The sequence below is a fragment of the Imperialibacter sp. genome (assembly GCF_040222815.1).
Classification (GTDB): Bacteria; Bacteroidota; Bacteroidia; order Cytophagales; family Cyclobacteriaceae; genus Imperialibacter.
In genome coordinates this window covers 43,744-69,444 of record NZ_JAVKCH010000022.1, presented here as the reverse complement: position 1 = coordinate 69,444, position 25,701 = coordinate 43,744, and the positions used below count along the sequence as shown (strand labels likewise).

Genomic DNA, 25,701 nt, shown 5'->3' with positions numbered 1-25,701 from the left:
AATAAACTTTATATCTAAAATGAGTAAGAACGCAACAGTAATAGACGTGCGTACTCCAGGAGAATTCATGGGTGGACACGTACGGGGATCAATCAACATTCCATTACAAGACATCACTTCAAAAGTTCAGGAGATCAAGAAAATGGCTCAGCCCATCATTCTTTGCTGCGCTAGTGGCAACAGAAGTGGCCAGGCAACTGGTTTCTTAAAAGCCCAGGGGATCGACTGCTCTAACGGCGGTTCGTGGCTTGAGGTAAATATGGAAATGGTCAACAGCTAATCATATGATTCAAGCAATAAAAAACATGCTAGGCATGGGGCCATCTGTTGATTTAAAGCAGTTGGTGAAGGACGGCGCCATCATAGTGGACGTTCGCACAAAAGGGGAATATACTGGCGGTCATGTAAAGGGTGCTATCAACATCCCTCTTCAGGTGCTGGGAAATAACCTTGGAAAGTTGAAGAAAGAAAAGACCATTATTACCTGCTGCGCATCGGGCATGCGAAGCGGATCAGCCAAAAGCCTTCTTAAATCGAAAGGCTACACCGTGCACAATGGCGGTGGCTGGATGAGCCTTCAAAATAAATTAAGATAACTACCCAGTTAGACAAGTAAGCTTGCAGTTCGAGAAAGCAGTCGTTTAAACACTTCAGTCATACGCCTGCAAGCCTTGTTTTTTTCCAGACCTTATGACAAAGATCTACGAATTAATGGCCACAGGCTGGCATTTTGCGAGGTGGCTTAGGCTTGGATTTGGAATTTTCCTGGCAGTCCAGGCTATTCAGCTAAGCGATGTGTTGTCAGGCGTTCTGGCTGCGCTTTTCCTGTTTCAGGCTGTCACCAATACCGGGTGTTGTGGAGCCGGCGGCTGCTCGGTGCCAACAACTTCAAAAAAAGAGAACTTACCTGATCAGGAAACGGTTTATGAGGAAGTGAAATAACATTATGAGCAAGCAATCATTTTCTGAATTGATAAAAAGTGAGCAACCTGTATTGGTTGACTTCACCGCCAGCTGGTGTGGGCCATGCAAAGCAATGGCACCGGTGCTGGACGATGTGAAACGCAAATTGGGGGACAGGGCCAGAATCATCAAAATTGATGTGGACAAAAATCCTAAGGCAGCGCAGAGCTATAAAGTAACAGGAGTACCCACCTTTATCCTTTTCAAAGGCGGGCAAATCAAATGGCGGCAGTCAGGTGCAGTGCCTGGCTATCAGCTTGAGAAGCTCTTTCGGGAGCACGCATAAGGTTTTCAGGTAAACAACATAAAAAATAAAAGGGCGGTTTTTCAACCGCCCTTTTATTTTTACTTCTGGTGAAAGGTGTCTGACACAAAAGACAACACCGTTGGCAATGCTGTCCGCCAGTAGGTCCAGTTGTGGTCACCGTCTCTTATTCTGAACTCATGAGGCACCTCTTTCTTGCGCAGGGCTATATGAACCAGCGAATTGCCTTCGTATAGAAAGTCATCGTCGCCACAATCGATGTACCACTTAACAGACTTTAGCTTTTCAGCCTCCATTCCGTCAATGATCTTATTCACACCAAACTTGTTGTAGTAATCTTCCAACTGAGCTTGCGTAGGGTTTTCAGTGCCACTTCGTTCCAGCCACCGGCGGCCATCCTCAGGAGTGAGGGGGCCTGTGCTGGCGCTCAATGGACATGCCGAAGAGAATAGCTCAGGATGGTGCAGCGCATAAATAAACGTGCCCCCACCTCCCATAGACAGGCCAGCTACTGCTCTGTAGCGTTTGTCTGCTTTGATCCGATAGGTCTTTTCAACGTGTGGCATCAACTCCTGAAAAAAGAAGTCTTCATAGTTCCACTTGCCGTCGATGGTATTGAAGTAGCCCCTCACACCGGTGTCAGCATCGGGCATCACAATGATCATGGCTGTGGCCGTACCATCGAGAATGGCCTTGTCGGCGATCCGCAGCACCTCGCCAACCTGCACCCAGCCGGTTTGATCATCGCCAGCGCCATGCAACAAATAAAGCACCGGATAGCTGCGTTGCGACGTCTCATAGTCTGGTGGGAGATAGATTGCGAACTTGCGTTCGCTCTTCAGTATTTTACTTGTAACAGTAAGGTTGTCGAAAACTTTGCCTGTTTGAGCCAGCAGGTTTCCTGCAAAGCACACAAAGGTGGCAAGAATAAGGTGTTTTTTCATTATTAAGTAGGTTTACAAATGATCTGACAAAGCCGGGCACGTGTGTGCCTCGTCAGATAATGATAGCTATTTTCAAGCGAATGACCTACAAATAATATACTACACCCTTCTCACAGAAGGAAACGGTTATTTTGATGTTTGAAAGAATATAGGTTAACCCTGGTTACTCAGCTTTCCAAACAACCTGCTGATTTTGGGCATCAACAATAAGCACCAGGCGTGTGGGAGCAGGAATAAGAACAATTCTTGTTTTTTTATCAGGAAAGTCATCCATATCCACCGGCACACCCTGATTGGTCAGAGTAGTGTAAGTAACCTTCCCGTCAGCCTCCTTCTTGATGTATTCATTTGCCAGATAGGCTATTGGCAGCAACACCTCACTGTCGGGGCAGAATTCATCATGCACATCTCGTAGCGCCTCCTCAATATAGTCGCCGTAATTGTCAACAAACTCGTCTTCCTGGTCGTGCAGTAACTCCTCCAGGTCATCGTACTTTGGGTCGTCGTAGCTAAGTCCGCTTAAGGCAATCTTTGTTTCTACCAAGTCAATGAGAGCCTTGTCAAGTTTATTGATATCCATATTCGAAGCTTTCTTAAGAGATTATTCAATAGGTTTAAAGCGCACAAACTTTGGAATACTTACTTTAAGATTCAAGCAAGCCTTCAGATTTTTAGCATTGCCTTCATTTTTATTGAAGAAATCCGAAGACCCTTTTGTCTTGAAAACATATCTGCTAAATTCCCCTCTCAAAATAACTGAACATTTATGGAACAGCAAGCCCTGATAAAAGCGAAACAATGGCTATCGAGCAAAAACCTTGACGACGCAGCCAGAAAAGAAGTAGAGGCCATGGTCGCTTCTACCGACAAATCCCAGTTGATAGAATGCTTTTATAGAGACCTTGAGTTTGGGACAGGCGGCCTCAGGGGCATCATGGGCACTGGATCTAACAGGATCAATAAATACACCATAGGCATGGCCACCCAGGGGCTGACCAACTACTTAAAAAAAACCTACCCCGGCAAGCAAGTAAAAGTGGCCATTGCTCACGACAGTCGTAACAACAGCCCATTCTTTGCTCAAACAACGGCCGATGTCTTTTCTGCCAATGGGTTCAAAGTGTATTTTTTTGACGCACTTCGTCCCACTCCTGAGCTTTCCTTTGCCATCCGTCACCTTGGCTGCCAAAGCGGTGTAGTCATCACAGCTTCGCACAACCCGAAAGAATACAACGGTTACAAAGCCTATTGGAACGACGGCGCACAGATGATTGCACCACACGACAAGAACACCATAACCGAAGTTGGCAATATCAAGAGCATCGACGACGTAAAGTTCACGCCAAACAACTCGCTCATTGAAAAGATAAGCAAAGAAGTAGACGAGCCTTACCTGGAAGCGATCAAAGCAGGAAGCCTTTCGCCTGATATCATCAAAAGGCAAAAGAATCTGAAAATAGTCTTCTCGCCCATCCATGGCACGGGCATTACATTGGTACCTGAAATCCTGAAAAGAATGGGATTTGAAAACGTGACCATTGTAGACGAACAAGCTACGCCCGATGGCAACTTCCCCACAGTGGTGTATCCCAACCCTGAAGAAGCTGAGGCTATGAGCATAGCTTTGAAAAAAGCGAAGGCCATTGACGCTGACCTCGTAATGGCGACCGACCCCGATGCAGACAGAGTGGGCATTGCGGTAAAAAATGACAAAGGCCAATTTCAGCTCCTCAATGGCAACCAAACGGGAGCCCTGCTGGTATACTACCTGCTGGAGCAGTGGAAAAACAACGGCAAACTCGACGGTAAACAGTTTGTGGTAAAAACCATCGTCACCACCGACCTCATTGCCAAAATCGCCGACGGCTACAAAGTAAAATGCTACGAAACACTCACCGGCTTTAAGTTTATTGCTGCTTTGATCAGAGAGCTCGAAGGCAAGGAAACCTTTATTGGTGGTGGCGAAGAAAGCTACGGCTACCTGATAGGCGATGCTGTGAGGGACAAAGACGCCATTGCCTCGTGTGCTTTCATTGCGGAAATGACGGCCTTTGCCAAAGACAAGGGAATGAGCCTGTTCCAGATGCTGAACGAGATGTACCTCAAATTTGGCTACTACAAGGAGCACCTCATCTCGCTCACAAAGAAGGGAATCAAAGGGCAGGAAGAGATCAAACAAATGATGGACGACCTGAGAGCCAACCCACCCAAAACGATCAACGGTAGTAAACTGCTCAAACTAGCAGACTACACATTGCTGGAGGAAAGGGACTTTGTGACAGGCAAAACTTCCAAATTGGATTATCCTAAGTCCGACGTGATGCAGTTTTTCACAGAAGATGGCAGCAAAATCTCCGCAAGGCCCTCAGGCACAGAGCCAAAAATAAAATTCTACTTTAGCGTAACCACACCAGTGAAAAATGCTGAAGAGCTCAAAAATGCCGAAGGCCTTCTGATGAAAAGAATCGATGGCATCATCGCTGATATGAAACTGAAATAGCAGATTTGCCGCTTTTTCTTGAAAGGCCCATGCACCCATGGGCCTTTCTTATGTACGCTTTTTGCATTTTTGAATATAATCCTGGTCAATTCATCCCTGATTTCGTGCTGTATTATATAACTAAATCTAAAAATATTTATATTAGTATACCTTATTTGAACTATCGACCTAATTGACCGTGGAAATACTAATCAATATCGTTTTAGTTATTGTAGGATTCGTCCTCCTTATCAAGGGGGCAGACTTTCTGGTAAGCGGGGCCTCGTCCCTTGCCAAACGATTTCATGTTTCAGACATCGCAATTGGATTAACCATAGTTGCCATGGGCACCTCCGCCCCAGAGTTGGTGGTGAATATCATATCGGGAACGGAGGGCTACGATGGAGCGGTGTTTGGCAACATCATTGGGTCAAACATCTTCAACATGTTCCTGATTCTGGGAATTGCAGCTGTTATCTACCCCATCTCTGTTCAAAAGAGCTCCCTTTGGAAAGAAATCCCCTACTCCCTTCTCGCAACACTGGTTTTCTTTGTATTAGTAAACGATGTACTATTCTTCGGAGCAAAAGAAAACATACTCAGTATAGTTGACTCTGTCATTCTGCTGGTCATGTTTTCCATGTTCCTGCTCTATATCTTCTTCAATCTCAAAAAAGGAGGAAGTTCGGAAGAGGAAGAAGATATTGTGGTCTTTACCAGCGTAAAGACCACGCTGATGGTTATTGGCGGGCTGGCTGGCCTTACTTTTGGCGGAAAGCTGATCGTGGACAATGCGGTGGCGATGGCCCGTTTTTTTGAAGTCAGCGAAAGATTGATCGGTTTGACTATTCTCGCAGCGGGCACGTCCCTGCCCGAGTTAGCCACTACCGTGGTGGCTGCCCTGCACAAGAAGTCTGACCTGGCCATAGGCAACATCATAGGCTCCAACGTTTTCAATTTATTGCTGGTGCTAGGAACCTCAGGCCTTGTGAGCTCTGGATATAGCCCGTTGACTTTCGACACAGTGCTTAACACCGACCTTTATGTAATCATGGGCGGCACCATGATGCTCTTCGTTTTCATGTACACTTTCGGAAAATACAAGTTGGACAGGGCTGAGGGCTTTCTGTATCTCCTTTGCTTCTTTTCGTACACCTACTACCTGTTTATCCGTTTATAATTAGCGTCGTTACAACTATTTCACCTGTTTTGGCATTCTTATAGAGAACCGTAATTTCGTGCTCTCAAAAAACCTGCAATGCGCCAATCGGGAAACCTGATTCTTACTCTTCTTTTTTCAGTTTTATTTTATGGCAATAGCTATGCACAATCGAGCCCAGCCGATTCAGTGTTGGTAATTGGACAGGTACTGGAAGACGAGGGTTATACAGGACTTCCTTTTGCTCACATAACGGTGAAGGAGCGAGCTACTACTACCGACTTCAAAGGCATTTTTAAGGTGCGGGTGGGCAAAAGTGACACGGTGAGTGTTTCGTACGTTGGCTACAAAACGCAGCAACTGACTATTCCAAAGGGATTGAATTCGCCCGTTTTTGAAACCAAGCTAATGCTCCAAAAAGACACCATCATGATGGAGAACGCCAATGTTATGGTGCTTCCCGCTTCCATCGAAAAGTTTAAGCAAGCCATTCTGACGCTCGAACTCTCGGACCAGGAATATCGAAACGTTGAAAAGAACATGGCGGCACTTACGCAGCAGGTGCTCATTTACGACTACCGCAAATACAGCATGGATGCAGCTGAGAACCAGCGTGCCGCCATGGCCGGGCCTCAATCATTCAACTTTCTGAATGTTTTAAGAAAGGTGAAGGAGGCGTTGGTTGACCCAAATAAAAATAAAGACGAGCTCCCCACCCCTCCTCCAGTGTACTACGACGCTCCCCTGCTACCCGACACCACTCCCTCCGACTCCCTGCTGATCCAAAAAGCCGATACCACGCAGCGGATAATTAACAATTAACCACCCGACGCAACCCTTCGTCACTATTTTGCATCTGCCATGTAACCATGGCAAAAGCAATGTTGTCAAATAGATGCAAAACAATTTAATGGTAAAGAAAGGTACCTTGCAATACAACCTACCGTCGCCTTTTCCGTTGATGTTATCAAACTCAAAATAGGACTACTATGCTAACCAACTACTTACTTATTGCTTTTCGCTCGTTGCGAAGAAGCAAGTTTTTCTCTCTCATCAACATACTGGGGCTGGCCATTGGCATATGCTCCTTTCTGCTAATCATCTTCTTTGTGCAGGACGAGCTCAGTTTCGACAAGCACCTGCCACATGCGGAAAGGATGTACCGGATGGACATGACTGGCCGGTTTGGCGGTAATGAATTCAATATCGCAGTCATTAGCGCTGCTCAGGGGCCGCAAATGAAGGAAGACTTCCCCGAAGTGGAGGACTATGTGAGGTTCAGAACCAGGGGCTACTTTCTGGTTAAATATGGTGAGGATGTGTACAAAGAAGAAAGTGTGGCATACGTTGACGCCAATGTATTCGATTTCTTCGGCATCAACATGATATCAGGCGACCCAGCCACCGCACTGAAAGAACCGAAAACGCTGGTTATTACAGAAGCCCTTGCCAAAAAGCTTTTTGGCGACGATGAGGCCGTGGGTAAAGTGCTAAAGATATCGAACGACCAGGATTATAAAGTCACCGGCGTGATGGCACCTTTGCCTCAAAACACTCATTTCCACTTTGATATTCTTGCGAGTATGGAAACGCTTGACGAGGCCAAAAACGCTATTTGGCTGAGCCAAAACTTCCAGACCTATTTCCGTCTGGCGGAAGGTGCTTCGGTGGAAAACCTCGAAGCCAAGTTCCCTGAGATGGTAGAGAAATACATTGGCCCGGAACTGGAGCGCTTTATGGGTGCCTCTATGGAAGACTTCGCAGAGGCCGGTAATAACATTGGCTATTATATGACCCCCGTCACCGACATCCACCTTCATTCACAGGTAGATGTCCAATTGGGCCCTCCGGGCGACATCAAATATGTCTACATCTTTTCGGCGGTTGCCGCTTTCATTCTGATCATTGCCTGTGTCAACTTTATGAACCTGGCCACCGCCCGCTCAGCCAACAGAGCCAAGGAGGTGGGGGTAAGAAAGGTAATGGGCGCTTACAGACATAACCTTATCAGCCAGTTTCTTCTGGAGTCATTAATTATCACGGCTATTTCGTTTGTAGTAGCCATTGGGCTGCTGGCAGTTGCTTTGCCCTACTTCAATGAGCTGACCGGGAAAGTATTCAGCTTAAGCATTCTTGCAACGCCCACATTAGCAGTATCGTTGGTCGCTATCCTGATAGTAGTGGGCTTATTAGCTGGCAGCTATCCAGCATTCTTTCTCAGCGCCTTCCAGCCAGCCAGTGTTTTGAAGGGAAAACTAAACATTGGCATGAAGAGCGGCTCGCTTCGCAGTGTGCTGGTGGTGCTACAATTCTCCATTTCTATCTTCCTGGTGGTTGGTACACTTATCGTTTTCGATCAGCTCGATTATATCCAAAAGAAAAAACTAGGCTATGATCGTGAGCAGCTGATCGTGCTGCAAAACACATACGTACTCGATAAGTCAATAGAGTCTTTCAAAAATGAAGTTGTTGCCAATAACTATTTCAAGAGTGGGTCAATTAGTGGCTTTTTGCCAATTAGGTCCAACAGCAACAATAGTGCGATGTTCCCGGGAAGAAACCCGAAGAGTAACAGCACTACGTCCCTTGCGATGTTCTACGTAGACTACGACTACATCCCAACCCTGGGTATGGAGTTGATAGAGGGGCGTAACTTCTCAAAGGATTTTGGCGCAGATTCTTTAGGAGTTATTATCAATGAAGCTACTGCCAAACAATTTGGAATAGCCGACGACCCTATTGGACAGGAATTGGGCACCTTCGACGGCGACGACAGCGACCCGGAAGACCTGAGAATCAAGGTATTCAAAGTGATTGGAGTGGTGAAGGATTTTCACTTTGAATCACTAAAAACTGACATAAGACCGGCTGTCATCTTCCTGGGCGAAAGCACCAGTAGAATTACTTTCAAGCTGAATACCATTGAATATGCAGAGGCCATTAGCTTCCTTCACAGTAAATGGGATGAGTTTGCCCCAGGCCAGCCATTTGAATACGCCTTTTACGATGAGGAATTCAATGCTGAATACAAGGCAGAAGAAAAAATCGGGGAGATATTCGGGATTTTTGCAGGACTGGCCATCTTCATTGCCTGCCTCGGCTTGTTTGGACTTGCGGCCTTTACCGCCGAACAGCGCACCAAAGAAGTGGGCATCAGAAAAGTGCTGGGCGCATCCATTAGCTCCATTATTTTACTGCTCAGCAAGGAATTCATGAAGCTGGTGTTGATTGCCTTCGTGATCACTGTGCCCCTGGCCTGGTTTGCCATGGACGCCTGGCTACAGGACTTCGCCTATCGCACCACCATTGGCGTGGGTGTGTTTGCCTTCGCTGGCGGCCTGTCTTTCGTTATCGCCTGGCTGACCATGAGCGTTCATTCTTATAAAGCTGCTGCCATGAACCCTTCCAGTTCTTTGAGAACTGAATAGCGAACTTACAGGAACTTTGTTGACGAACACCCTGATTGGTTGAGTGCCAGTCAGGGTGTTTTTGTTTCAAAGCCTCTAAATCAGTAAATTAGTTTCTCTTCTCTACTTGTACAGTTAGTTATTCGATTACCGCATCATTTTTAAACTAATGACAAGAGAATCATTTTTGAAGACAAGCCTGTTAACAGCAGTCGGCCTCTATCTCACTCCTGGCCTCGTTTCCGCTTTGGGTAACCAGATGTTAATGAAAACAATTCCATCAAGCGGAGAACAAATCCCTGCGATAGGAATGGGCTCCTGGCTGACCTTTAATGTAGGCCAATCGGAGAGCGAAAGGGCCCCTATGAGAAATGTGTTGAAAGAATTCATCAGCCAGGGAGGCCGGGTGATTGACAGTTCTCCTATGTACGGCAGGTCAGAACAAGTAATTGGAGAGCTTGCAGCAGAGCTGGAAGTAACGGATAAGCTTTGGGTAGCCACCAAAGTTTGGACACAGGGGAAGGCTGCTGGCAAAGGACAGATCGAAAACTCGTTGGGCTACTTTCGGAAATGGCCCTCGGTGCTTCAGGTGCATAACCTCGTAGACCTGAACACTCACTTGGAAACGCTTCGGTCTTTGAAAGAAGAAGGCAAACTCAAATATGTCGGCGTTACTCATTACCTCGACCATGCCCACAAACAATTGGCCGAAATTATCAAAAAGGAAAAGCTGGATTTCATTCAAATCAACCTTTCCATTCGCAGCAATGCAGCCGAAGACTACCTGCTTCCACTTGCCGCTGATCATGGTGTTGCCGTCATTATCAATCAGCCCTTTGAAACTGGTGGCCTTTTTAACTATATTCAGGGAGTTTCTTTGCCTGACTGGGCAAAGAAATATGGTATTAATAGCTGGGCCGAATATTTTTTAAAGTATATCATATCAAACCCTGCCGTTACTTGTACCATTCCCGCCACCACACAGGTGGCACATGTAAAAGAGAATATGGCTGCTTGCTATGGTGAGTTACCTGATCAGGCTACAAGAATTAAAATGAAAGACTATTTCAAAAAGAATGCCCTATGAGTAACAGAAGAAAATTTATCGGACAATCGCTGGTCGGCCTGTCAGGCCTGGCTTTGAGCTCTCATGCTTTTGCCAACATCATCGTTCCCCGCCAAAAAGATAAGCTGGGCGTAGCCCTTGTTGGGCTTGGCTACTACAGCCGTGACCTGCTGGCTCCAGCCCTACAGCTCACCCAAAACTGCTACCTGGCTGGCATTGTCACAGGCACGCCGTCCAAAATCCCCGAATGGCAGCAGAAGTACAGCATCAAAGACAAAAACGTTTACAACTACGACAACTACGATCAACTGGCCAACAATCCGGACATAGATGTGATTTACGTTGTTCTCCCCCCTTCTATGCACGCCGAATACAGCATTAGAGCAGCCAACGCTGGCAAGCATGTGTGGTGTGAAAAACCCATGGCGATGAGTGAAGCCGAATGCCAGAGTATGATTGATGCCGCCAGTAAAAACAAAGTGAAGCTGAGCATAGGCTACCGCATGCAACATGAGCCCAATACAATTCAAATCATGAGGTTCCAAAAAGACCAAACCTACGGCAAAGTGCAAAAGGTGACCGTTGCTGCCGGCTACAGGGAAGGACGCACCGACCACTGGAAGCAGATCAAAGCAATGGGAGGTGGAGTCATGTACGACATGGGTGTTTACCCTCTCAACGCTGCCCGATATGCTACCGGACTGGAACCAATAGCCGTCACAGCCAAAGCCTCCACAACCAGGCCCGAGATTTACCATGAAGTAGAGGAAACCATTGTATTCGATCTTGAATTTCCAGGCGGAGCCACAGCAGCCTGCGAGGCCAGCTTTGGCAGGGGCATGAATGCTATGCAGGTCGACTGTAGTAATGGTTGGTACAAGCTAGAGCCCTTCTCTGCCTACAGCGGCATTGATGGAGTAACAAGCGACGGCATTAAGCTGAACAAGCCGATCAACAACGAGCAAGCCAAACAAATGGACGACGATGCCATGGCCATTATGAAAAAGCAGTCCGTGATGGTACCTGGAGAAGAAGGACTTAAAGATATTCGGGTAGTGGAGGCTATTTACCGATCGGCAAAAGACGGAGGAAGAGTGTCGATAGGATGATATGCAGAAATTTGAATATAAGATCGTAACCATAAGCGTTGCCCACCTGAAAAAGAAGAACTTCCAGTCGGAGCTGAGTCGCAACTTTGACGAGTGGGGAGCTGAAGGCTGGAATCTGGTGAAGTTTGAGCCCGTAACTGAAAGCTGGTTTTTATTTGATCGTGGAAGTACTACCGAGTTCATTGTGATCTTCAAAAGAGAGAAGAGCAGTGGGCTTCCCCACGTGCTTTAACCAGTTCGATGAAGATCCGGCCAGGTAAATCCTTTTTCATAATTTCAGAACACGCATTCCTTCTCTCATGACTCCTCCCGAAAAAACACTCAGAACTTGTAAAAAGGGCCATCAATACTACAAGAGCAGCGACTGCCCCGTGTGTCCCATTTGTGCCAACGAAGAAAAACCTGATGATGAATTTCTGGGCACACTGGTGGCGCCAGCCAGGCGTGCGCTACAGGGAAAAGGCATCACTACAGTGCAAGAGCTCGCCACGCACACAGAAGCAGAAATAATGCGGCTCCACGGCATGGGACCCTCCACCCTGCCGAAGTTGCAACAAGCCCTTGCATCTGCCGGGCTGTCTTTCAAACCCTGATGATACAATGAACATACCTTTCCAAACCATAGACTGGGCTTCAGTGCCCAAAACCGAGCATCCTGGTGAAACCGGCACCTCCTTTTGGCAAACACTCCAATTTCCAGGATTGAGGGTACGCATCGTAGAATACGGCGCTGGCTACCTCGCAGACCATTGGTGTCAGAAAGGGCATATTGTTTACTGCATTGAGGGGGAGTTTATCACCGAGATGGAGGACGGAAGCACCTTTAAATTGGGGAAAAACATGAGCTATGTGGTATCCGACGAACTAAGCTCTCATCGGTCTGTATCAGAAAAGGGCGTGAAGCTACTGATTGTAGATGGCGATTTCCTGAAAACTGAAAGTCTTTCCTAACTTCCCGAAAATAATTTCTACTACGTGTCCAATTGATCGATACTCATTTGATATGAGGGTATAAATCAATTATCTGAAACACTAAAAGATGACTATTATGGATGAGTATGTATTGATCATGAGGCATGAAGACGGAGCCAAAGTAGCCTCGGCCGAGCAAATGCAGGAGTGGATGAAGCAAACCATGGACTGGATCGGTGGCATTGCGGCGCAAAACAAATTCGTGAGTGGCACCGGACTTCCCTTCGACAACGCACGAGTGGTAAATTCAAAAAAGGTCGTAACCAACGGGCCCTTCGGCGACATCAAAGAAACCATCGGTGGCTTTATAACGGTTAGGGCAGAGTCAGTTGAGGAAGCCGTGAAATTTGCCAAAGGATGCCCTGTGCTGCAAGGCGAGGGAAATACGATGGAAGTAAGACGAATTGCCAAAAACGACGGGGTTCATTAGTTCGTCGTGCCACCAGCTAGGGCTGTGGGCACGACTGTGGTGCCCACAGCCTTAGCTGGTGGCACCACATAGTAGATACACCATGCTCTACACTCCACTTATTGATCAATGACCCACCAGGAGCTAATTCCCCACCTGTTTCGGACTGAGTTCAGCAAAATCACCGCTGTGCTTTGCAGGCGCTTCGGAGTCGGCCATATCGAAGTGGCCGAAGACATTGCCAGCGAAACGTTCATGCTGGCCATTGAAACCTGGACTTACAACAAGATTCCTGAAAATCCCACCGCCTGGTTGTATGCAGTGGCCAAAAACAAAGCAAAAAACCACCTCACCCGTCAGCATATTTTCACGGATAAGGTCAAGCCTAATTTGACACCCCAGGAGGTGACAACAGCAGAAATCGATATCGACCTATCGGAGCAAAACATTGCCGACAGCCAGCTGCAAATGTTGTTCGCTATCTGCCATCCGGCTATTCCCCTGGAGTCACAAATTGGTTTGGCGCTCCGAATCCTTTGTGGGTTTGGCATCGATGAAATCGCCAATGCCTTTTTAACCAGTAAAGAAACCACCAACAAGCGGTTGTTCAGGGCAAGGGAGAAGCTGAGAATAGAGAAGATACCGATAGCATTCCCCGGAGAAAACGAGATCAACAACCGGATAGATGCAGTACTCACCACTTTGTATCTCCTGTTTAATGAGGGCTACTACTCGGAAAGCAAGGAAGCTGTGGTGCAGGAAGAGCTCTGCCAGGAAGCGATGAGGCTCTGTCGATTGCTCATAGCAAACCCTCGAACCAATACACCGCCCGTCAATGCACTGATGGCGCTCATGTGTTTCCACGCCTCCAGACTAAAGGCCCGGAAAGGGCAAAATGGAGAGCTGGTATTATATGACAATCAGGACGAAACACTTTGGAACCAGGAGCTGATCACCAGCGGCGCTATCTATCTGAAAGAAGCTTCCCAAGGAACCCGGATTTCTAAATACCATTTTGAAGCAAGCATTGCCTACTGGCATACAATCAAAGAAGACACAAAAGAGAAGTGGGGAAATATCCTTCAGTTGTACAACCAGCTAATGCAACTGGAATACTCGCCCATAGCGGCATTGAACAGAACCTACGCCCTGGCCAAAGCCAATGGGAAGGAGGCAGCGATCATTGAAGCAGAGAAACTGAAACTAACCGACAACCACTTCTACTTCGTATTGCTTGGAGAGCTTTATAAAGGAATCGATCATACGAAAGCGAAGTCTCACCTGGAGCAGGCACTTGCTTTGGCAAAAACATCGACTGATAAGCGAACGATTCAGAGGAGTATCGACTTACTCTAGTAACTGGCCATTTACTGAGAGCACCACCGTACATTTTTTGTACATATTTGAACAAAAACCGCATCTCTCAACCTGATCAATCTGCTCTCATGTGGCTTATTCATACATTCTTTTGCATGGCACGTCATTTGTCGTAAAAGGCTCTTTACCTACTATTTGCCATAATGATTAAGAACTTTCTCCTTATTTCTGTAAGGAACATTTTGCGCAATAAGGGTGCGGCTTACCTGAACATTCTGGGGCTAACACTTGGCATGGCGGCCTGTATTTTTCTTTTTAATTATATCCAGTCACACCTCTTCTATGACCGGCTTCCCCAAGCCCAAAGCGTCTTTCGAGTTGAAACCACTACGTCTACAAGAGGCGAGATTACAGTCAGAGATGCCTTCACCGCTCCGGTTGTCGGGCCTCGTTTGGCAAATAACCACGGCGAAATAGCTGGATATGCCCGGTTGCTTCCCTTTTCTGAGTACGGCAGTGCCTTCTTCAAATACCAAAAACATGATTCCCTTGCCCTCAGTGTATTTGTTGAAAAGGCCCACTACGCCGACCGCTCCATACTGGATGTACTTTCACTGACGCTGCTCCAGGGCAATTGGGATTCAGCGCTCGCAGCCCCCAACACCTTGCTGCTCTCGGCCACACTGGCAAAAAGAATCTTTCCCCAACAAATGGAAAACAACATTTCTATTGTCGGCCAGGAGTTTGTTTCGGCTGCGGCGGGGTTTTTCGAACAAACGTATGTTATAGGAGGTGTATTCGACGACAGGCCTGAGAAAACCCACCTCAAATTTGATCTACTGGCCTCTTTAAGCTCTCCGGCCGCCGGCATGGACAATCCCGGCATGCAGCAATCGGAGGTGGTTTATACTTACATTCTCGTGTCGCCAGATTTTGATGTTTCATCTATTGAAAAAGCGGCCACTTCCCGGGTGTCTTCCGCAGAAATGGAAACTTACGAAAAAGGGATTTTCCTCCGCCCGATTGAGGACATTCATCTGTCAACAGAAATCTCCAATGAGCCCGAAGACGGCATCAGTCCCACCTTACTCGTCTTTCTGGCCGTGATTGCGGTCATCATCGTTGTGCTTGCCTGCACCAACTATGTCAACAACGCCATCATCAATAGCATAGAAAGAGCCAAAGAAATCGGCGTAAGAAAGCTTCTTGGTATCACACCCACACAACTCACCCTCACCTTTGTGGGTGAGGCATTACTCACTAACACCCTTGCAGGGCTGCTCAGCATCTTTTTCTTTCTATTTGGCACTAAGCTGATTGTGATGTATACCAACATCAGCTACCCGCCAATGGGATATTCCAACATGGCAGTGTTTGTTCTCTTTCTTATTCTGCTTATCCTGGTGAGCACCCTGTTATCCAGCGCCTATCCGGCCTTTCACTTGTCGTCACTCAATCCAATCGACTCTCTCAGAGGCAAGACTAGCGTGATCAACTCAGGCAACCTTAGCAAAGGAAGCAGCATTATCCGCTCCCTGCTGATCTTCCAGCTAACCTCCTCTATCATCTTCCTTTCGGCCGTTTATATTGTCTATCTGCAGCTGGATTATATAGAAAGAAGCGGTGGCACCTCACGTGAGATCAAAATGAGTGGCGTGTTTCCCGGCCTGCCAGGCGCCAATGCGGAGTTCACCAACCAGGTCGACCGTTTTATACTTCACAACAGAGGCGAGGGCATCAGGGGCATACATATTTCAAATCTCTACCAGGGCAAAATCAAAACAATGCAGGCCATTTCGGGCCTGGCGCCGGTAGAAAAACAAGAAGACGGTATTTATGCAAAGCTCTTTCCCGGCCTAAAAGACACCACCTTTAATTTATATGTGATTGACCATCAGTACTGGAAAGACTCCTCATCAGTTTTCCGGGCTGGGCGTAACTTCAGAAATATGGGTGACGACTTCAACTCTTTGGTGGTGAATGAATCTGCCGTCAAAGCACTAGGCTTCGGCGACCCGGAAATGGCAATAGGGCAAACCATTGACTCCCGGGGTGGCTACCATATGGTAGTGGGCGTGGTCAAAAACCAACAGGCTACTGCACCTCCCTCAATTTACGTTACAGGCTTCCGACACAGAACGTACATGGATTTTGTCTTGTTCTACCAGCCCAACCAAAGTGAGAACATATCAACCTTCTTGCAGGAAATGAAATTTCAAATCGGGGCATATTTTCCCAATTTCTTCTTCCTGAGCAGGGGCTTTGAAAACCGATTGGCGCTGGAGGAAGGCATGCTGAAAATGTTCTTCTTTTTCGCCATTATCGCTATAGTCATCGCTAATATGGGCATGTTTGGGCTGGCTTCTTATGTGACACAGAAACGAACAAAGGAAATTGGTATCAGAAAAATTCTTGGTGCTCCCACCCACAACATTATGCTGCTTCTGCTCTACGATTTTCTGAAACTTGTTCTCATCGCCTACCTCATTTCCAATCCCATCGTATGGTTCAGTGCCAAAGCGTGGCTGGACGACTATCCTTTCAGGATCGGGCTCGACCCCACGCTAATTCTCTTCCCCGTTCTGTTTATTCTTTTTATTTCCACGCTGGTCATTGCTGAGAAATGCTGGCAAACGGCGATAAAGAGTCCTCTGGACTCCCTGGATGCTAATTAAACTGTTGCCCTTGCCACAAATAATGCCGTCTCACACATCAAATCCGCCTAAATTATAACAGAAAGGCCATTTCTCTCGTTAACTATAATACAGCCTGACCATTTTAATGAATTATTTGTAACAAAACCGTAAAATTATGAACTCTGGAAAAGTATTAGCAGCTGTATTGATTAGTGCATCAGTCGGAGCCGTTTTGGGTGTTTTATTTGCCCCGGGAAAAGGAGCAGCCACTCGAAAGAAAATCACTAAAAAAGGGGATAAGTATTTCGACGAAGTTGAAACCAGGTTCAACAAACTCATTGATAATGTCTCTTCCAAAATAGAATCAGTTGGGAAAGACGCCATGGCGTTGGCAAAGAATGGGGCCTCCAAAATAGAAGACGCTAAGCTGGTCGGCAAGAACAGCTAAGTCAAGATCATAAACCATGAATTCAGCTTCCCGAAAGTTACCAACAGCGGCAAAACTTTCGGGAAGTTTTGTTTTGGAAGGTTCCAAGCTTTCACATTCATTAATTGTCGCTACTGCCGACATAGCCCTACCCTGGCATTACTAATCCTGGCCGTTCACAGCACCGCCCTTCCAACGTTCCACTTTTTTTCCTTAATTGACTTCCGAACGTCCATTTTACTCTTCTATTTCCAACATTAAACTCCTCGTCTATGACCAAAAGATTACTATTACTTTTCGCCTGTGCTACAATGCTAAATGCCCAGGCACAAAAAATCAGTGCAAGTAAAACCGCCGCCATCAAAGACATTGAGGGCCGCACCTCAGAGCTCACCACCATCAGCGACAAAATATGGGCGGCAGAGGAAATCGCCTTTCAGGAAACGATATCCGCCGACCTGCTGGCCAACTATGCGGAAGCCAACGGCTTCACAGTCGAGCGTGGAGTAGCCGGCATTCCCACAGCATTTATTGCTACCTACGGCAGCGGCAGCCCTGTTATTGGCATCCTTGGTGAATTCGATGCACTGCCAGGACTTTCGCAAAATACCGTACCCTATAAAAGCCCTTTGCATGACGGCAAGCCAGGCCATGGCTGTGGGCACAACTTGTTTGGCACCGCCAGCCTCGGAGCCGCCGTTGCGGTAAAGGATTTGATGGCGCAAGGCAAGCTCAAAGGCACCATCAAATTTTTTGGCACCCCCGCAGAAGAGAAATTTTTCGGTAAGATATGGATGGCCAAGGCTGGCCTTTTCGATGACCTCGACGCCTGCCTCGACTGGCACCCGGGTGCCGAAACCCAAACCGCTGTACAGAGCGGACTGGCTCTGGTCGACTTTACTGTTGAATTCTTTGGTCAGGCTGCTCACGCTTCCGGCGATCCCTGGAATGGCCGCAGTGCTTCGGATGCTCTGGAACTGTATGCCCACGGTATCAACGCCTACAGAGAGCACATCAAGCCGACAGTGCGGATCCATTACCACATTCAGGACGGTGGCCAGGTGGTGAACGTGGTACCTGACTACTCACGCATTTGGGTGCGGGTGCGTGACGACAAAAGGGAAGGAATGAACGAAGTATACCAACGGGTAAGGGCCATGGCTGAGGGTGCAGCTATTCTGGCCAATGTTGATTACAAGATCAACCTGGTGTCGGGTATTTACGAAGTGCTTGTCAACCGAAGTGGTGGGTCAGTTATTCAAAAGAACCTTGAGTTGCTGGGCCCGATCACATACACAGCTGAAGAGACAGACTATGCCAAAAAGATTCAGGAGGCTACAGGAAAGCCACAAATTGGACTGAATAGCAAAATAGAGCCCATGGAGGAAACCCTCGAACACCCAGGTGGCGGATCTACCGATGTAGGTGACGTAAGCTGGGTGGTGCCTGTTGCCCGCCTCACCGTAGCCACGGCACCTGACGGCACGCCGTGGCACTCATGGGCTGTGGTGGCTTGCGGCGGAATGTCTATTGGCCACAAAGGAATGATTCATGCAGCCAAGGCCCTTTCTATGTCTGCCATTGACCTGTTTGAAGACCCCAAGAAAGTAGAAGCGATGAAAAAAGAATTCAAAGAAAGAAAAGGCGATCATGTGTACACGCCGATGATCGAGGGGCCTCCGCCAATTGGGAAAGAGTAATACAAAAAAGGCTGCCAAAAAAGACGTCATTTCGACCGTGAGGGAGAAATCCCCCTGACTTACTGCCAGGTTTGGGAGATTTCTCCCTCCTTTGTCGCTCGAAATGACGTTGCATTCCATTTTTTGAGACATCCATTTTTGTTTGTGCCTTTTGCTCTCATAGGTAAAATCCGTCGTGACATGTTCAAAACATTTGTTTAAATTGTATCAAACAACACTACCTATGAAAACTTCCCTCACTCGCCGGCAAGCACTAAAAGCCGGCACGCTGGCTGCTTCCGCCGCTTTCATCAATATTCCTTCTCTTTTTGCTAAGTCTCCCTCTTACAGTGCCGAGTTCCTTTCGATGACGGATGAAGAAAGGGCATTCTATTATTTCGAGGGGCAAGAAGGCGTAAAAGCCAGGCTTTTTGCCAACGAAAACCCATTTGGCCCATCAGAAAAAGCTATGCAGGCCATTAGAGACTCTCTGAAAGACAGCTACATGTATCCTTTCGACGAAAGAGCAGAACTACAAAGAAAAATCGCTGCGTACGAGGGTGTTTCAGAAGATCATATTTTGCTTGGCGCCGGCTCCACTCAACTGCTAATGGCCGCTGGTGTTGCTTTCGGCATGAAAGGCGGTGAGATCGTGATTTCTCATCCTACTTTCGACAGTCTGCCAAAATACGCAGAAGGTGTGGGGGGCAAGCTGGTGAAGGTTGACGTCGACAGCGGTCTGAAACAACAACTCGGTAAAATGGCAGACGCCGTAAATGCGAAAACATCACTGGTGTACACAGTGAACCCAATGAATCCTACTGGCACCCAGGTATCGGGACAGGAGATGAGGGATTTCTGTAATTCCATTAGCAGCAAAGCTCCTATTTTTGTTGACGAAGCTTATATCGACTATCACCCTGAAGGGCTGAAGGCAAGTACCATCTCCTGCGTGCAGCAAGGCAAGAATGTGATTGTTTGCAAAACCTTCTCCAAGGTGCATGGTTTCGCTGGTTTACGGGTGGGCTATTGTGTAGCCAAACCAGACCTGCTGGCCAAAATGAAACCGTTTTCCACCGGCGGGTTTGACCTATCCAGACCAGCCGTTCTGGCAGCGACAGCTTCTGTGGATGATAAAGCGTTCCTAAGCATGAGTGTCCAGCAAACAGAAGAATCCAAACAGCTCTTGTACAAAGGTCTGAAGGCCGTTGGTGCCAGCGTCATCCCTTCTTTCACCAACTTTGCTATGTTTCCCATTGACATGAATGGCAGCACTTTCCTCAGTCGCATGAAAGAAAAAGGCGTGCTGGTAAGATCCTGGAATTTTAAAAATCAGGACTGGTGTCGGGTGAGCATAGGCCGTAAAGACGAAATGGAAGCTTTCAACAAGGCCCTGGCTCAGGTAGTTTAGCTGAAAATTTGCATATAACTGTGTGGCAGGCAATCTGCCCTGCCACATTCAATCTTTTTTCAGTTTTTTTTAAGTCATTTCAAACGTTTTCGATGACACGTAAAGGCACTTTGCACTATATACGATTTCGTCGGCAGTTGAAAATCACTGGAATTATCGCAATGTTTGCCTCTGTTTTTTTGACTATTGACAAAAGATGCTCCCTAAAATAAACCCCACCACCACTGATGCCTGGAAGAAACTTCAGGCTCACTTTGGTCAGATGGAAACAGTACAGATGAAGGATCTTTTCAAAAAGGATTCTTCCCGTTTCGATAAATTCCATCTAAAGTTCGAAGACCTTCTTTTTGATTTCTCCAAGAACATCATCACCGAAGAAACGCTTAACCTGCTGCTGGAACTTGCAGAACAGGTGAAACTGCAGGATGCCAAGAAGCAGATGTATTCAGGTGAGTGCATCAATGTAACTGAAAGTCGCTCAGTACTTCACGTAGCCCTGCGCAACCGAAGCAATACGCCCATTATTGTTGACGAGCACAACGTGATGGAAGACGTAAATACAGAGCTGGCAAAGATGAAGGCTTTCACGGAAAAACTGCATGCGGGTGAATTGAAAGGGTTTTCTGGCAAGGCTATCAGGCATGTTGTCAATATTGGCATAGGAGGCTCTGACCTGGGGCCATACATGGTCACCGAATCGCTCAAGCCCTATCAGGTAGAGGGCATCGAAAGTCACTACGTGTCGAATGTGGATGGCACTCATTTGCTGCAGACGCTCAAAAAGGTAGATCCGGAAACTACCTTGTTTATTATCGCTTCCAAAACCTTTACCACGCAGGAGACCATGACCAACGCTGAGTCGGCGAGAGATTGGTTGTTGGCCGCTTGTAAAGACGAAAAATATGTACGCAACCACTTCATCGCCCTTTCTACCAACACGGAGAAGGTGGTGCAGTTTGGCATTGCCGAAGAGAACATGTTCAAGTTCTGGGACTGGGTAGGTGGCCGTTATTCGCTTTGGTCAGCCATTGGTATGTCCATTGCCTGTGCCATAGGATTCGACAACTTTATGGAGCTGCACGACGGGGCGCATGCCATGGACAACCACTTCCTGAATGCACCGCACGGCGAAAACCTCCCGACGATACTTGCCTTGGTAGGTGTGTGGTACAATAACTTCTTTGAAGCGGAAAGCCAGGCCATTCTGTGCTACGACCAGTATATGCACCGCTTTGCACAATTCCTACAGCAAGGTGAAATGGAAAGCAACGGCAAGTCGGTAGGCCGTGATGAAAAAGATGTGAACTACGAAACTGGCACCATTGTGTGGGGAGAGCCCGGCACTAACGGCCAGCATGCTTTTTATCAGCTTTACCACCAGGGCACGAAGCTGATTCCTTGCGACTTCATTGCTTCTGCCAATAGCCAAAACCCTCTGGGCGACCATCAGGAAAAGTTACTTTCCAACTTCTTTGCGCAAACAGAGGCTTTGATGATTGGAAAAACCAGAGAAGAGGTCATTGCTGAATTGAAAAAGGCCGGCAAATCGGATGAAGATATTGAAGCGCTGACACCATACAAGATTTTCAGAGGCAACAGGCCTACCAACAGCTTCCTGATGAAGAAGCTAACACCGAGGGCACTGGGATCGCTGATTGCCCTTTATGAGCACAAAATCTTTGTGCAGGGCATTATCTGGAACGTATACAGCTTCGATCAGTGGGGCGTAGAACTGGGTAAGCAGCTGGCCAATCAGATTCTGCCGGAGCTGCTCAACAGCAGCGCTGTTACCAGTCACGACTCGTCCACCAACGGGCTGATCAATGCTTACAAAGGGCTGAAAGAATAGCCATACTCAATTTCGCTATTTTCGGGCAATGTTTGCATTGCAGGGGGTAAGATAAATCCCTAAATTGTCGTTCACTTTTTCATAGCTATGAACAGAATAGACCGGCTTTTTGGGGTAGTTACTTATATCCAATCCAGAAAATACACCTCACTTCAGCAGCTGGCCGAGAAGTTCGACAAAAGCGAACGGACGGTCTTCCGTGACTTGCGGGCAATTTCCGATATGGGCCTGCCTCTGGGCTTTGAACCCAACAAGGGATACTTTATCACCGACGGCTATTTCCTCCCTCCCGTTTCCTTTACCAATGAAGAAGCCAATGCGTTGATACTTATGGCGTCGCTGGCCGATCAGTTTACCGACAAATCCATCATCAGCCACAGCAAAACGGCCGTCGAGAAAGTAAAGGCCGTACTTAAGGGAAGCCAGAAGGAGGGTGTGGATCACCTGCATGAGCAAACCCGGGTGCTTAAGTGGCACCATGACATGCTTGATGCGCAGTATCTAACTATCATTCAAACTGCCATCAGCAACAGGCAAATACTTAAAATGACTTATGAAAACAAAGGACTAGAAACCAGCACCAGAGAGGTGGAGCCGGTGGGTCTTCTGTTTTACCTGTTCGACTGGCACATGATTGCCTGGTGTTGGAAAAGAAACGACTACCGGGACTTTAGGGTGGTGCGGATAAAGAAGCTCGAATGCACAGCTCAACCCTTTAAAAAGCAGGACCACATCAACCTGGATGACTACATAAAAAATCTTCCTGAAAACTTTTCAAATTCGATGACATAGGGTTGTCAGTAGCAGGTATTTCTTTGAATATAAATAGCAAAGAAATGAACCACAGCCTTACCATTAAAAGAACCTACCGCATCCCGAACACTGTTTCAAATGTTTGGCAGTCGCTCGTCTGCCCTGTCATGATCGAGCAGTATGCTCACAATAGTGAAATGTCTAAACTGAGTACGGATGAAGCGGCTGATTCACTCGAAAGATGCGCAACCTTTAGATCCGGAGATATCCTCGAATATGAGCGAGGCGTCAGGGTTAAGTTTTCTACTTTTGATCCAAACGTCGGTCTGGCCAACCTGCCACAGAACTACATTCACGTCACTTATGAGCTGTCCGAGATCGGTAACGAAACTGAACTCACGATCACAATTGAAAACTTCATGGAGGAAAGCGAACGCTTTAAGCACTCTCAGTCAAAGTGGAAGAATATATTGTCTCCAAGAGTTGAGAGCTTGCTGGCCAGTTAACATCACTTTTTTTTAGCCTGGTAATGAAAAACGATAAGCCACCTGGGGCGACACCCTCGACAAAATTGGTGCAGTCATAGCTTCCCGGCAGTTATTATTCACACCAAGGACCATTCCATATCCTCACCCGACCACTGGCGTATTGTAGGCCAATTCATTTCGAGGGAAGCCCTATCTTCGCAAAAACAATATCTTCTCGCTATGCGGTTAATGTCATTTGTCTTGCTTCTACAGTTCTTGCTCCTCAGCACCTTTGTAAGTGCTCAGGACGAGTTCAGAGTAGTTGGCTACTACTCGCTGAACGCCGCCCAGACCGAAGAAGTGAAGAACGTTCCCTTCAAGCAGCTTACGCATGTGAACTTATGGTTCCTTAATCCGGACACGGAAGGCAATTTTGTGAATGATCTACCGGGTTTGGCACCCTTTGTCAAGGCAGCGCATAAATCCGATGTGAAAGTACTCTTTTCCATCGGCGGCGGTAGTCACCAGCCCCAGTACCAGGCATTGCTGGAGGCGGGTCAGCGAAGTAGGTTCATTGAGTCGCTCGTTAATCAAGTGACCAAATATGGGCTGGACGGACTGGATGTTGACCTCGAAAGCGCCAATATAGATGAAAACTATGAAGCGTTCGTGACTGAGTTGGGGCAGGCGCTCAGGGCAAAAAACAAACTGATGACAGCGGCCATTGCCGTGTACTACAAAGACCAGCTTACCGACAAAGCGATTGCGCAGTTTGACTTTGTCAATGTGATGAGCTACGACCGCACTGGCCCCTGGCGGCCGGAGAAACCCGGCCCTCATGCCTTGTATGAGCACGCTGTGGATGACCTCATTTATTTTGGAGAAGATCGCCAGGTGTCAAAAGGTAAAATGACACTTGGTGTTCCGTTTTATGGTTACGGCTATGGCCCGGAGCTAACTTCCAAAGCAATCAGCATGAGCTACGGCAAGATTGTGGAGACCTTCAAAGGCTCAGAGCTGAAAGATGAGTGGACAATGCCTGATGGGAAGATTCTCTATTACAATGGCATCCCCACCATCAAAAAGAAGGTCGCCCTGGCCAAAGAAAAGGCGTCGGGCATCATGATCTGGCAAATCCAGGGCGATGCCAAAGGATCGAAGTCATTGTTGAGAGCGATTAATAGGGCGGCTAAATAGATCACGTACCAGAATTTCAGGATGGGGCTTCACCTAACCCTACAGATATTTCACTCCGCCCGGGCCCTTTCAGGGCTTGGATAAGGTTGCATCAGAGCCCTAATAGACACAGGATACTACTATACACCCCACACCCCCAACTCAATAATTTCTTAACAATTTCTTCAAAATAAAGACGGCGGGCTGGCGGTGCTTTTCTCTAACATTGCTGTTTGTCATTTGTTTTCTCTAACAGCGTAATGAACAACTCACAGCCATTGTTGGCGTTGGTAGTTCCCTGCTACAATGAGCAGGAGGTCATTCTAGAGTCTCTTTCGGCGCTGCGGGCTCTTTTGAAGACTATGATGTCGCAGAAGCAAATTTCGTCAAATAGCTATATTGTTTTGGTAGACGACGGCAGCACCGACAACACTTACAGCCTCCTACAAACCCGGCGAGACAAGAATACCCGCATCATCAAACTGGCCCACAATGTTGGCCATCAAGCAGCCTTGCTGGCTGGCCTGCACTACGTGACCGACAAGGTGGATTGCTGCATCAGCATCGACGCAGATCTTCAGGACGATATAGAGGTGATGCCAGAAATGGTCCGTCATTTCTGCAATGGGAAGCAAATTGTGTATGGGGTACGAAGTAACCGGGACAGCGATACTCTTTTCAAAAAGGGTACCGCCTCACTTTTCTATCAACTGATGCAGCAAATGGGCGTCCCCATTATAGACAATCATGCAGATTTCAGGCTGGTTTCCAACACGGTTCTAAAAGAGTTTAGCAAATACAAAGAGGTCAATCTGTTCTTAAGAGGTGTTTTTCCGCAGATGGGCTACCCTTCCAGTTCCGTTACTTATAGCCGAAAAAAGAGAAATGGAGGAGAGTCAAAATACCCGCTTTGGAAAATGATGAAGCTGGCGGCAAATGGCATCACGTCATTCACCAACTATCCTTTAAAAATCATCACCAATGTTGGGATGATCGTATTTGCTGGCAGCTTACTGGCAGCTTTATGGGTAGTCTACGTGGTCATCGCCGATAAAAACGTTCCTGGTTGGGCTTCAATCACACTCCCCATCTATTTTTTGGGAGGAATACAACTGCTTTCTTTAGGCATCATCGGAGAGTATATCTCAAGAATATACCTTGAAACCAAGCAACGTCCCTTTTACCACATTGAGGAAATTGTAGAGTAACCCAG

General features: G+C 47.2%; 26 protein-coding genes. 24 read left to right on the top strand and 2 right to left on the bottom strand.

Annotated features, from left to right (window positions below):
* Positions 1–19 precede the first annotated feature (19 nt).
* The 4 genes from RIF36_RS10150 to trxA all read left to right on the top strand — a co-directional run bounded on the left by RIF36_RS10150 (position 20) and on the right by trxA (position 1,249).
* On the top strand, positions 20–280 hold the full coding sequence (locus tag RIF36_RS10150; protein WP_350126227.1) for a rhodanese-like domain-containing protein: 261 nt from the start codon (positions 20–22) through the stop codon (positions 278–280).
* A gap of 4 nt (positions 281–284) precedes the next feature.
* Entirely contained in the window at positions 285–596 is a 312-nt protein-coding gene (locus RIF36_RS10145) for a rhodanese-like domain-containing protein (RefSeq protein ID WP_151998529.1), read from the top strand.
* A gap of 94 nt (positions 597–690) precedes the next feature.
* The gene (locus RIF36_RS10140; RefSeq protein ID WP_350128988.1) at positions 691–942 is read left to right on the top strand and encodes a hypothetical protein; all 252 of its coding nucleotides are present in this window, start codon (positions 691–693) and stop codon (positions 940–942) included.
* 4 nt (positions 943–946) lie between these two features.
* On the top strand, positions 947–1,249 hold the full coding sequence (trxA, locus tag RIF36_RS10135) for a thioredoxin (protein WP_350071015.1): 303 nt from the start codon (positions 947–949) through the stop codon (positions 1,247–1,249).
* 59 nt (positions 1,250–1,308) lie between these two features.
* Here the strand turns inward: trxA and RIF36_RS10130 are convergent, their stop codons facing one another.
* Positions 1,309–2,172 carry an alpha/beta hydrolase gene (locus RIF36_RS10130; protein WP_350128991.1) on the bottom strand — a complete coding sequence of 288 codons (864 nt, stop codon included), beginning with the start codon at positions 2,170–2,172 and terminating at the stop codon, positions 1,309–1,311.
* A gap of 163 nt (positions 2,173–2,335) precedes the next feature.
* Positions 2,336–2,752, bottom strand: coding sequence for a hypothetical protein (locus RIF36_RS10125; protein WP_350098028.1), 417 nt, complete (start codon positions 2,750–2,752; stop codon positions 2,336–2,338).
* Between the two features lie 186 nt (positions 2,753–2,938).
* On the opposite strand from RIF36_RS10125, the gene RIF36_RS10120 reads away from it, so the two are divergent.
* The 20 genes from RIF36_RS10120 to RIF36_RS10025 all read left to right on the top strand — a co-directional run bounded on the left by RIF36_RS10120 (position 2,939) and on the right by RIF36_RS10025 (position 25,696).
* Positions 2,939–4,672 carry a phospho-sugar mutase gene (locus RIF36_RS10120; RefSeq protein WP_350128994.1) on the top strand — a complete coding sequence of 578 codons (1,734 nt, stop codon included), beginning with the start codon at positions 2,939–2,941 and terminating at the stop codon, positions 4,670–4,672.
* A gap of 178 nt (positions 4,673–4,850) precedes the next feature.
* A complete protein-coding gene (locus tag RIF36_RS10115; RefSeq protein ID WP_350071022.1) occupies positions 4,851–5,831 on the top strand; it encodes a calcium/sodium antiporter in 981 nt (326 codons plus the stop codon).
* Between the two features lie 78 nt (positions 5,832–5,909).
* Positions 5,910–6,632: a carboxypeptidase-like regulatory domain-containing protein gene (locus RIF36_RS10110; RefSeq protein WP_350128997.1), complete on the top strand. Its 723-nt coding sequence runs from the start codon at positions 5,910–5,912 to the stop codon at positions 6,630–6,632.
* A 167-nt stretch (positions 6,633–6,799) separates the two neighbouring features.
* On the top strand, positions 6,800–9,238 hold the full coding sequence (locus RIF36_RS10105) for an ABC transporter permease (RefSeq protein ID WP_350129000.1): 2,439 nt from the start codon (positions 6,800–6,802) through the stop codon (positions 9,236–9,238).
* A 244-nt stretch (positions 9,239–9,482) separates the two neighbouring features.
* Positions 9,483–10,304 (top strand): aldo/keto reductase, encoded by an 822-nt coding sequence (locus tag RIF36_RS10100; protein ID WP_350149344.1) that lies wholly within the window; start codon positions 9,483–9,485, stop codon positions 10,302–10,304.
* On the top strand, positions 10,301–11,392 hold the full coding sequence (locus RIF36_RS10095; protein WP_350129006.1) for a Gfo/Idh/MocA family protein: 1,092 nt from the start codon (positions 10,301–10,303) through the stop codon (positions 11,390–11,392). The genes RIF36_RS10100 and RIF36_RS10095 overlap by 4 nt, the downstream gene beginning before the upstream one ends.
* 1 nt (position 11,393) lies before the next feature.
* Positions 11,394–11,624, top strand: coding sequence for a DUF4177 domain-containing protein (locus RIF36_RS10090; protein WP_350129009.1), 231 nt, complete (start codon positions 11,394–11,396; stop codon positions 11,622–11,624).
* Between the two features lie 67 nt (positions 11,625–11,691).
* Positions 11,692–11,985 (top strand): RNA polymerase alpha subunit C-terminal domain-containing protein, encoded by a 294-nt coding sequence (locus RIF36_RS10085; RefSeq protein ID WP_350129012.1) that lies wholly within the window; start codon positions 11,692–11,694, stop codon positions 11,983–11,985.
* Positions 11,986–11,992: 7 nt separating this feature from the next.
* Positions 11,993–12,343 (top strand): DHCW motif cupin fold protein, encoded by a 351-nt coding sequence (locus RIF36_RS10080; protein WP_350129015.1) that lies wholly within the window; start codon positions 11,993–11,995, stop codon positions 12,341–12,343.
* Positions 12,344–12,440: 97 nt separating this feature from the next.
* Entirely contained in the window at positions 12,441–12,794 is a 354-nt protein-coding gene (locus tag RIF36_RS10075; RefSeq protein WP_350129018.1) for a YciI family protein, read from the top strand.
* A gap of 108 nt (positions 12,795–12,902) precedes the next feature.
* A complete protein-coding gene (locus RIF36_RS10070) occupies positions 12,903–14,129 on the top strand; it encodes an RNA polymerase sigma factor (RefSeq protein ID WP_350121807.1) in 1,227 nt (408 codons plus the stop codon).
* 164 nt (positions 14,130–14,293) lie between these two features.
* Complete coding sequence (locus RIF36_RS10065; RefSeq protein WP_350121805.1) at positions 14,294–16,765, top strand: ABC transporter permease; 2,472 nt, start codon at positions 14,294–14,296, stop codon at positions 16,763–16,765.
* A 136-nt stretch (positions 16,766–16,901) separates the two neighbouring features.
* Positions 16,902–17,174, top strand: coding sequence for a YtxH domain-containing protein (locus RIF36_RS10060; protein ID WP_339793492.1), 273 nt, complete (start codon positions 16,902–16,904; stop codon positions 17,172–17,174).
* Positions 17,175–17,425: 251 nt separating this feature from the next.
* Positions 17,426–18,853, top strand: a complete 1,428-nt coding sequence (locus RIF36_RS10055) for an amidohydrolase (RefSeq protein ID WP_350121803.1) — start codon at positions 17,426–17,428, stop codon at positions 18,851–18,853.
* 223 nt (positions 18,854–19,076) lie between these two features.
* Positions 19,077–20,243 (top strand): pyridoxal phosphate-dependent aminotransferase, encoded by a 1,167-nt coding sequence (locus RIF36_RS10050; RefSeq protein WP_350121801.1) that lies wholly within the window; start codon positions 19,077–19,079, stop codon positions 20,241–20,243.
* 196 nt (positions 20,244–20,439) lie between these two features.
* On the top strand, positions 20,440–22,092 hold the full coding sequence (gene pgi, locus RIF36_RS10045; RefSeq protein ID WP_350121799.1) for a glucose-6-phosphate isomerase: 1,653 nt from the start codon (positions 20,440–20,442) through the stop codon (positions 22,090–22,092).
* An 87-nt stretch (positions 22,093–22,179) separates the two neighbouring features.
* Positions 22,180–22,884 carry a helix-turn-helix transcriptional regulator gene (locus RIF36_RS10040; protein WP_350121797.1) on the top strand — a complete coding sequence of 235 codons (705 nt, stop codon included), beginning with the start codon at positions 22,180–22,182 and terminating at the stop codon, positions 22,882–22,884.
* A gap of 44 nt (positions 22,885–22,928) precedes the next feature.
* Positions 22,929–23,351: an SRPBCC family protein gene (locus tag RIF36_RS10035; protein ID WP_350121795.1), complete on the top strand. Its 423-nt coding sequence runs from the start codon at positions 22,929–22,931 to the stop codon at positions 23,349–23,351.
* 201 nt (positions 23,352–23,552) lie between these two features.
* Positions 23,553–24,509 (top strand): glycosyl hydrolase family 18 protein, encoded by a 957-nt coding sequence (locus tag RIF36_RS10030; RefSeq protein WP_350121793.1) that lies wholly within the window; start codon positions 23,553–23,555, stop codon positions 24,507–24,509.
* A 239-nt stretch (positions 24,510–24,748) separates the two neighbouring features.
* On the top strand, positions 24,749–25,696 hold the full coding sequence (locus tag RIF36_RS10025) for a glycosyltransferase family 2 protein (RefSeq protein ID WP_350121791.1): 948 nt from the start codon (positions 24,749–24,751) through the stop codon (positions 25,694–25,696).
* The last annotated feature ends 5 nt before the right edge of the window (positions 25,697–25,701 follow it).

Coding starts and splice junctions, on each gene's coding strand:
- RIF36_RS10145 (WP_151998529.1), top strand. CDS start 285: ATGATTCAAGCAATAAAAAACATGCTAGGCATGGGGCCATCTGTTGAT.
- RIF36_RS10120 (WP_350128994.1), top strand. CDS start 2,939: ATGGAACAGCAAGCCCTGATAAAAGCGAAACAATGGCTATCGAGCAAA.
- RIF36_RS10035 (WP_350121795.1), top strand. CDS start 22,929: ATGAACCACAGCCTTACCATTAAAAGAACCTACCGCATCCCGAACACT.
- RIF36_RS10030 (WP_350121793.1), top strand. CDS start 23,553: ATGCGGTTAATGTCATTTGTCTTGCTTCTACAGTTCTTGCTCCTCAGC.
- RIF36_RS10080 (WP_350129015.1), top strand. CDS start 11,993: ATGAACATACCTTTCCAAACCATAGACTGGGCTTCAGTGCCCAAAACC.
- trxA (WP_350071015.1), top strand. CDS start 947: ATGAGCAAGCAATCATTTTCTGAATTGATAAAAAGTGAGCAACCTGTA.
- RIF36_RS10090 (WP_350129009.1), top strand. CDS start 11,394: ATGCAGAAATTTGAATATAAGATCGTAACCATAAGCGTTGCCCACCTG.
- RIF36_RS10060 (WP_339793492.1), top strand. CDS start 16,902: ATGAACTCTGGAAAAGTATTAGCAGCTGTATTGATTAGTGCATCAGTC.
- RIF36_RS10105 (WP_350129000.1), top strand. CDS start 6,800: ATGCTAACCAACTACTTACTTATTGCTTTTCGCTCGTTGCGAAGAAGC.
- RIF36_RS10100 (WP_350149344.1), top strand. CDS start 9,483: ATGAAAACAATTCCATCAAGCGGAGAACAAATCCCTGCGATAGGAATG.
- RIF36_RS10110 (WP_350128997.1), top strand. CDS start 5,910: ATGCGCCAATCGGGAAACCTGATTCTTACTCTTCTTTTTTCAGTTTTA.
- RIF36_RS10085 (WP_350129012.1), top strand. CDS start 11,692: ATGACTCCTCCCGAAAAAACACTCAGAACTTGTAAAAAGGGCCATCAA.
- RIF36_RS10055 (WP_350121803.1), top strand. CDS start 17,426: ATGACCAAAAGATTACTATTACTTTTCGCCTGTGCTACAATGCTAAAT.
- RIF36_RS10125 (WP_350098028.1), bottom strand. CDS start 2,752: ATGGATATCAATAAACTTGACAAGGCTCTCATTGACTTGGTAGAAACA.
- RIF36_RS10025 (WP_350121791.1), top strand. CDS start 24,749: ATGAACAACTCACAGCCATTGTTGGCGTTGGTAGTTCCCTGCTACAAT.
- RIF36_RS10140 (WP_350128988.1), top strand. CDS start 691: ATGACAAAGATCTACGAATTAATGGCCACAGGCTGGCATTTTGCGAGG.
- RIF36_RS10150 (WP_350126227.1), top strand. CDS start 20: ATGAGTAAGAACGCAACAGTAATAGACGTGCGTACTCCAGGAGAATTC.
- RIF36_RS10040 (WP_350121797.1), top strand. CDS start 22,180: ATGAACAGAATAGACCGGCTTTTTGGGGTAGTTACTTATATCCAATCC.
- RIF36_RS10130 (WP_350128991.1), bottom strand. CDS start 2,172: ATGAAAAAACACCTTATTCTTGCCACCTTTGTGTGCTTTGCAGGAAAC.
- RIF36_RS10050 (WP_350121801.1), top strand. CDS start 19,077: ATGAAAACTTCCCTCACTCGCCGGCAAGCACTAAAAGCCGGCACGCTG.
- RIF36_RS10075 (WP_350129018.1), top strand. CDS start 12,441: ATGGATGAGTATGTATTGATCATGAGGCATGAAGACGGAGCCAAAGTA.
- RIF36_RS10065 (WP_350121805.1), top strand. CDS start 14,294: ATGATTAAGAACTTTCTCCTTATTTCTGTAAGGAACATTTTGCGCAAT.
- RIF36_RS10070 (WP_350121807.1), top strand. CDS start 12,903: ATGACCCACCAGGAGCTAATTCCCCACCTGTTTCGGACTGAGTTCAGC.
- RIF36_RS10095 (WP_350129006.1), top strand. CDS start 10,301: ATGAGTAACAGAAGAAAATTTATCGGACAATCGCTGGTCGGCCTGTCA.
- pgi (WP_350121799.1), top strand. CDS start 20,440: ATGCTCCCTAAAATAAACCCCACCACCACTGATGCCTGGAAGAAACTT.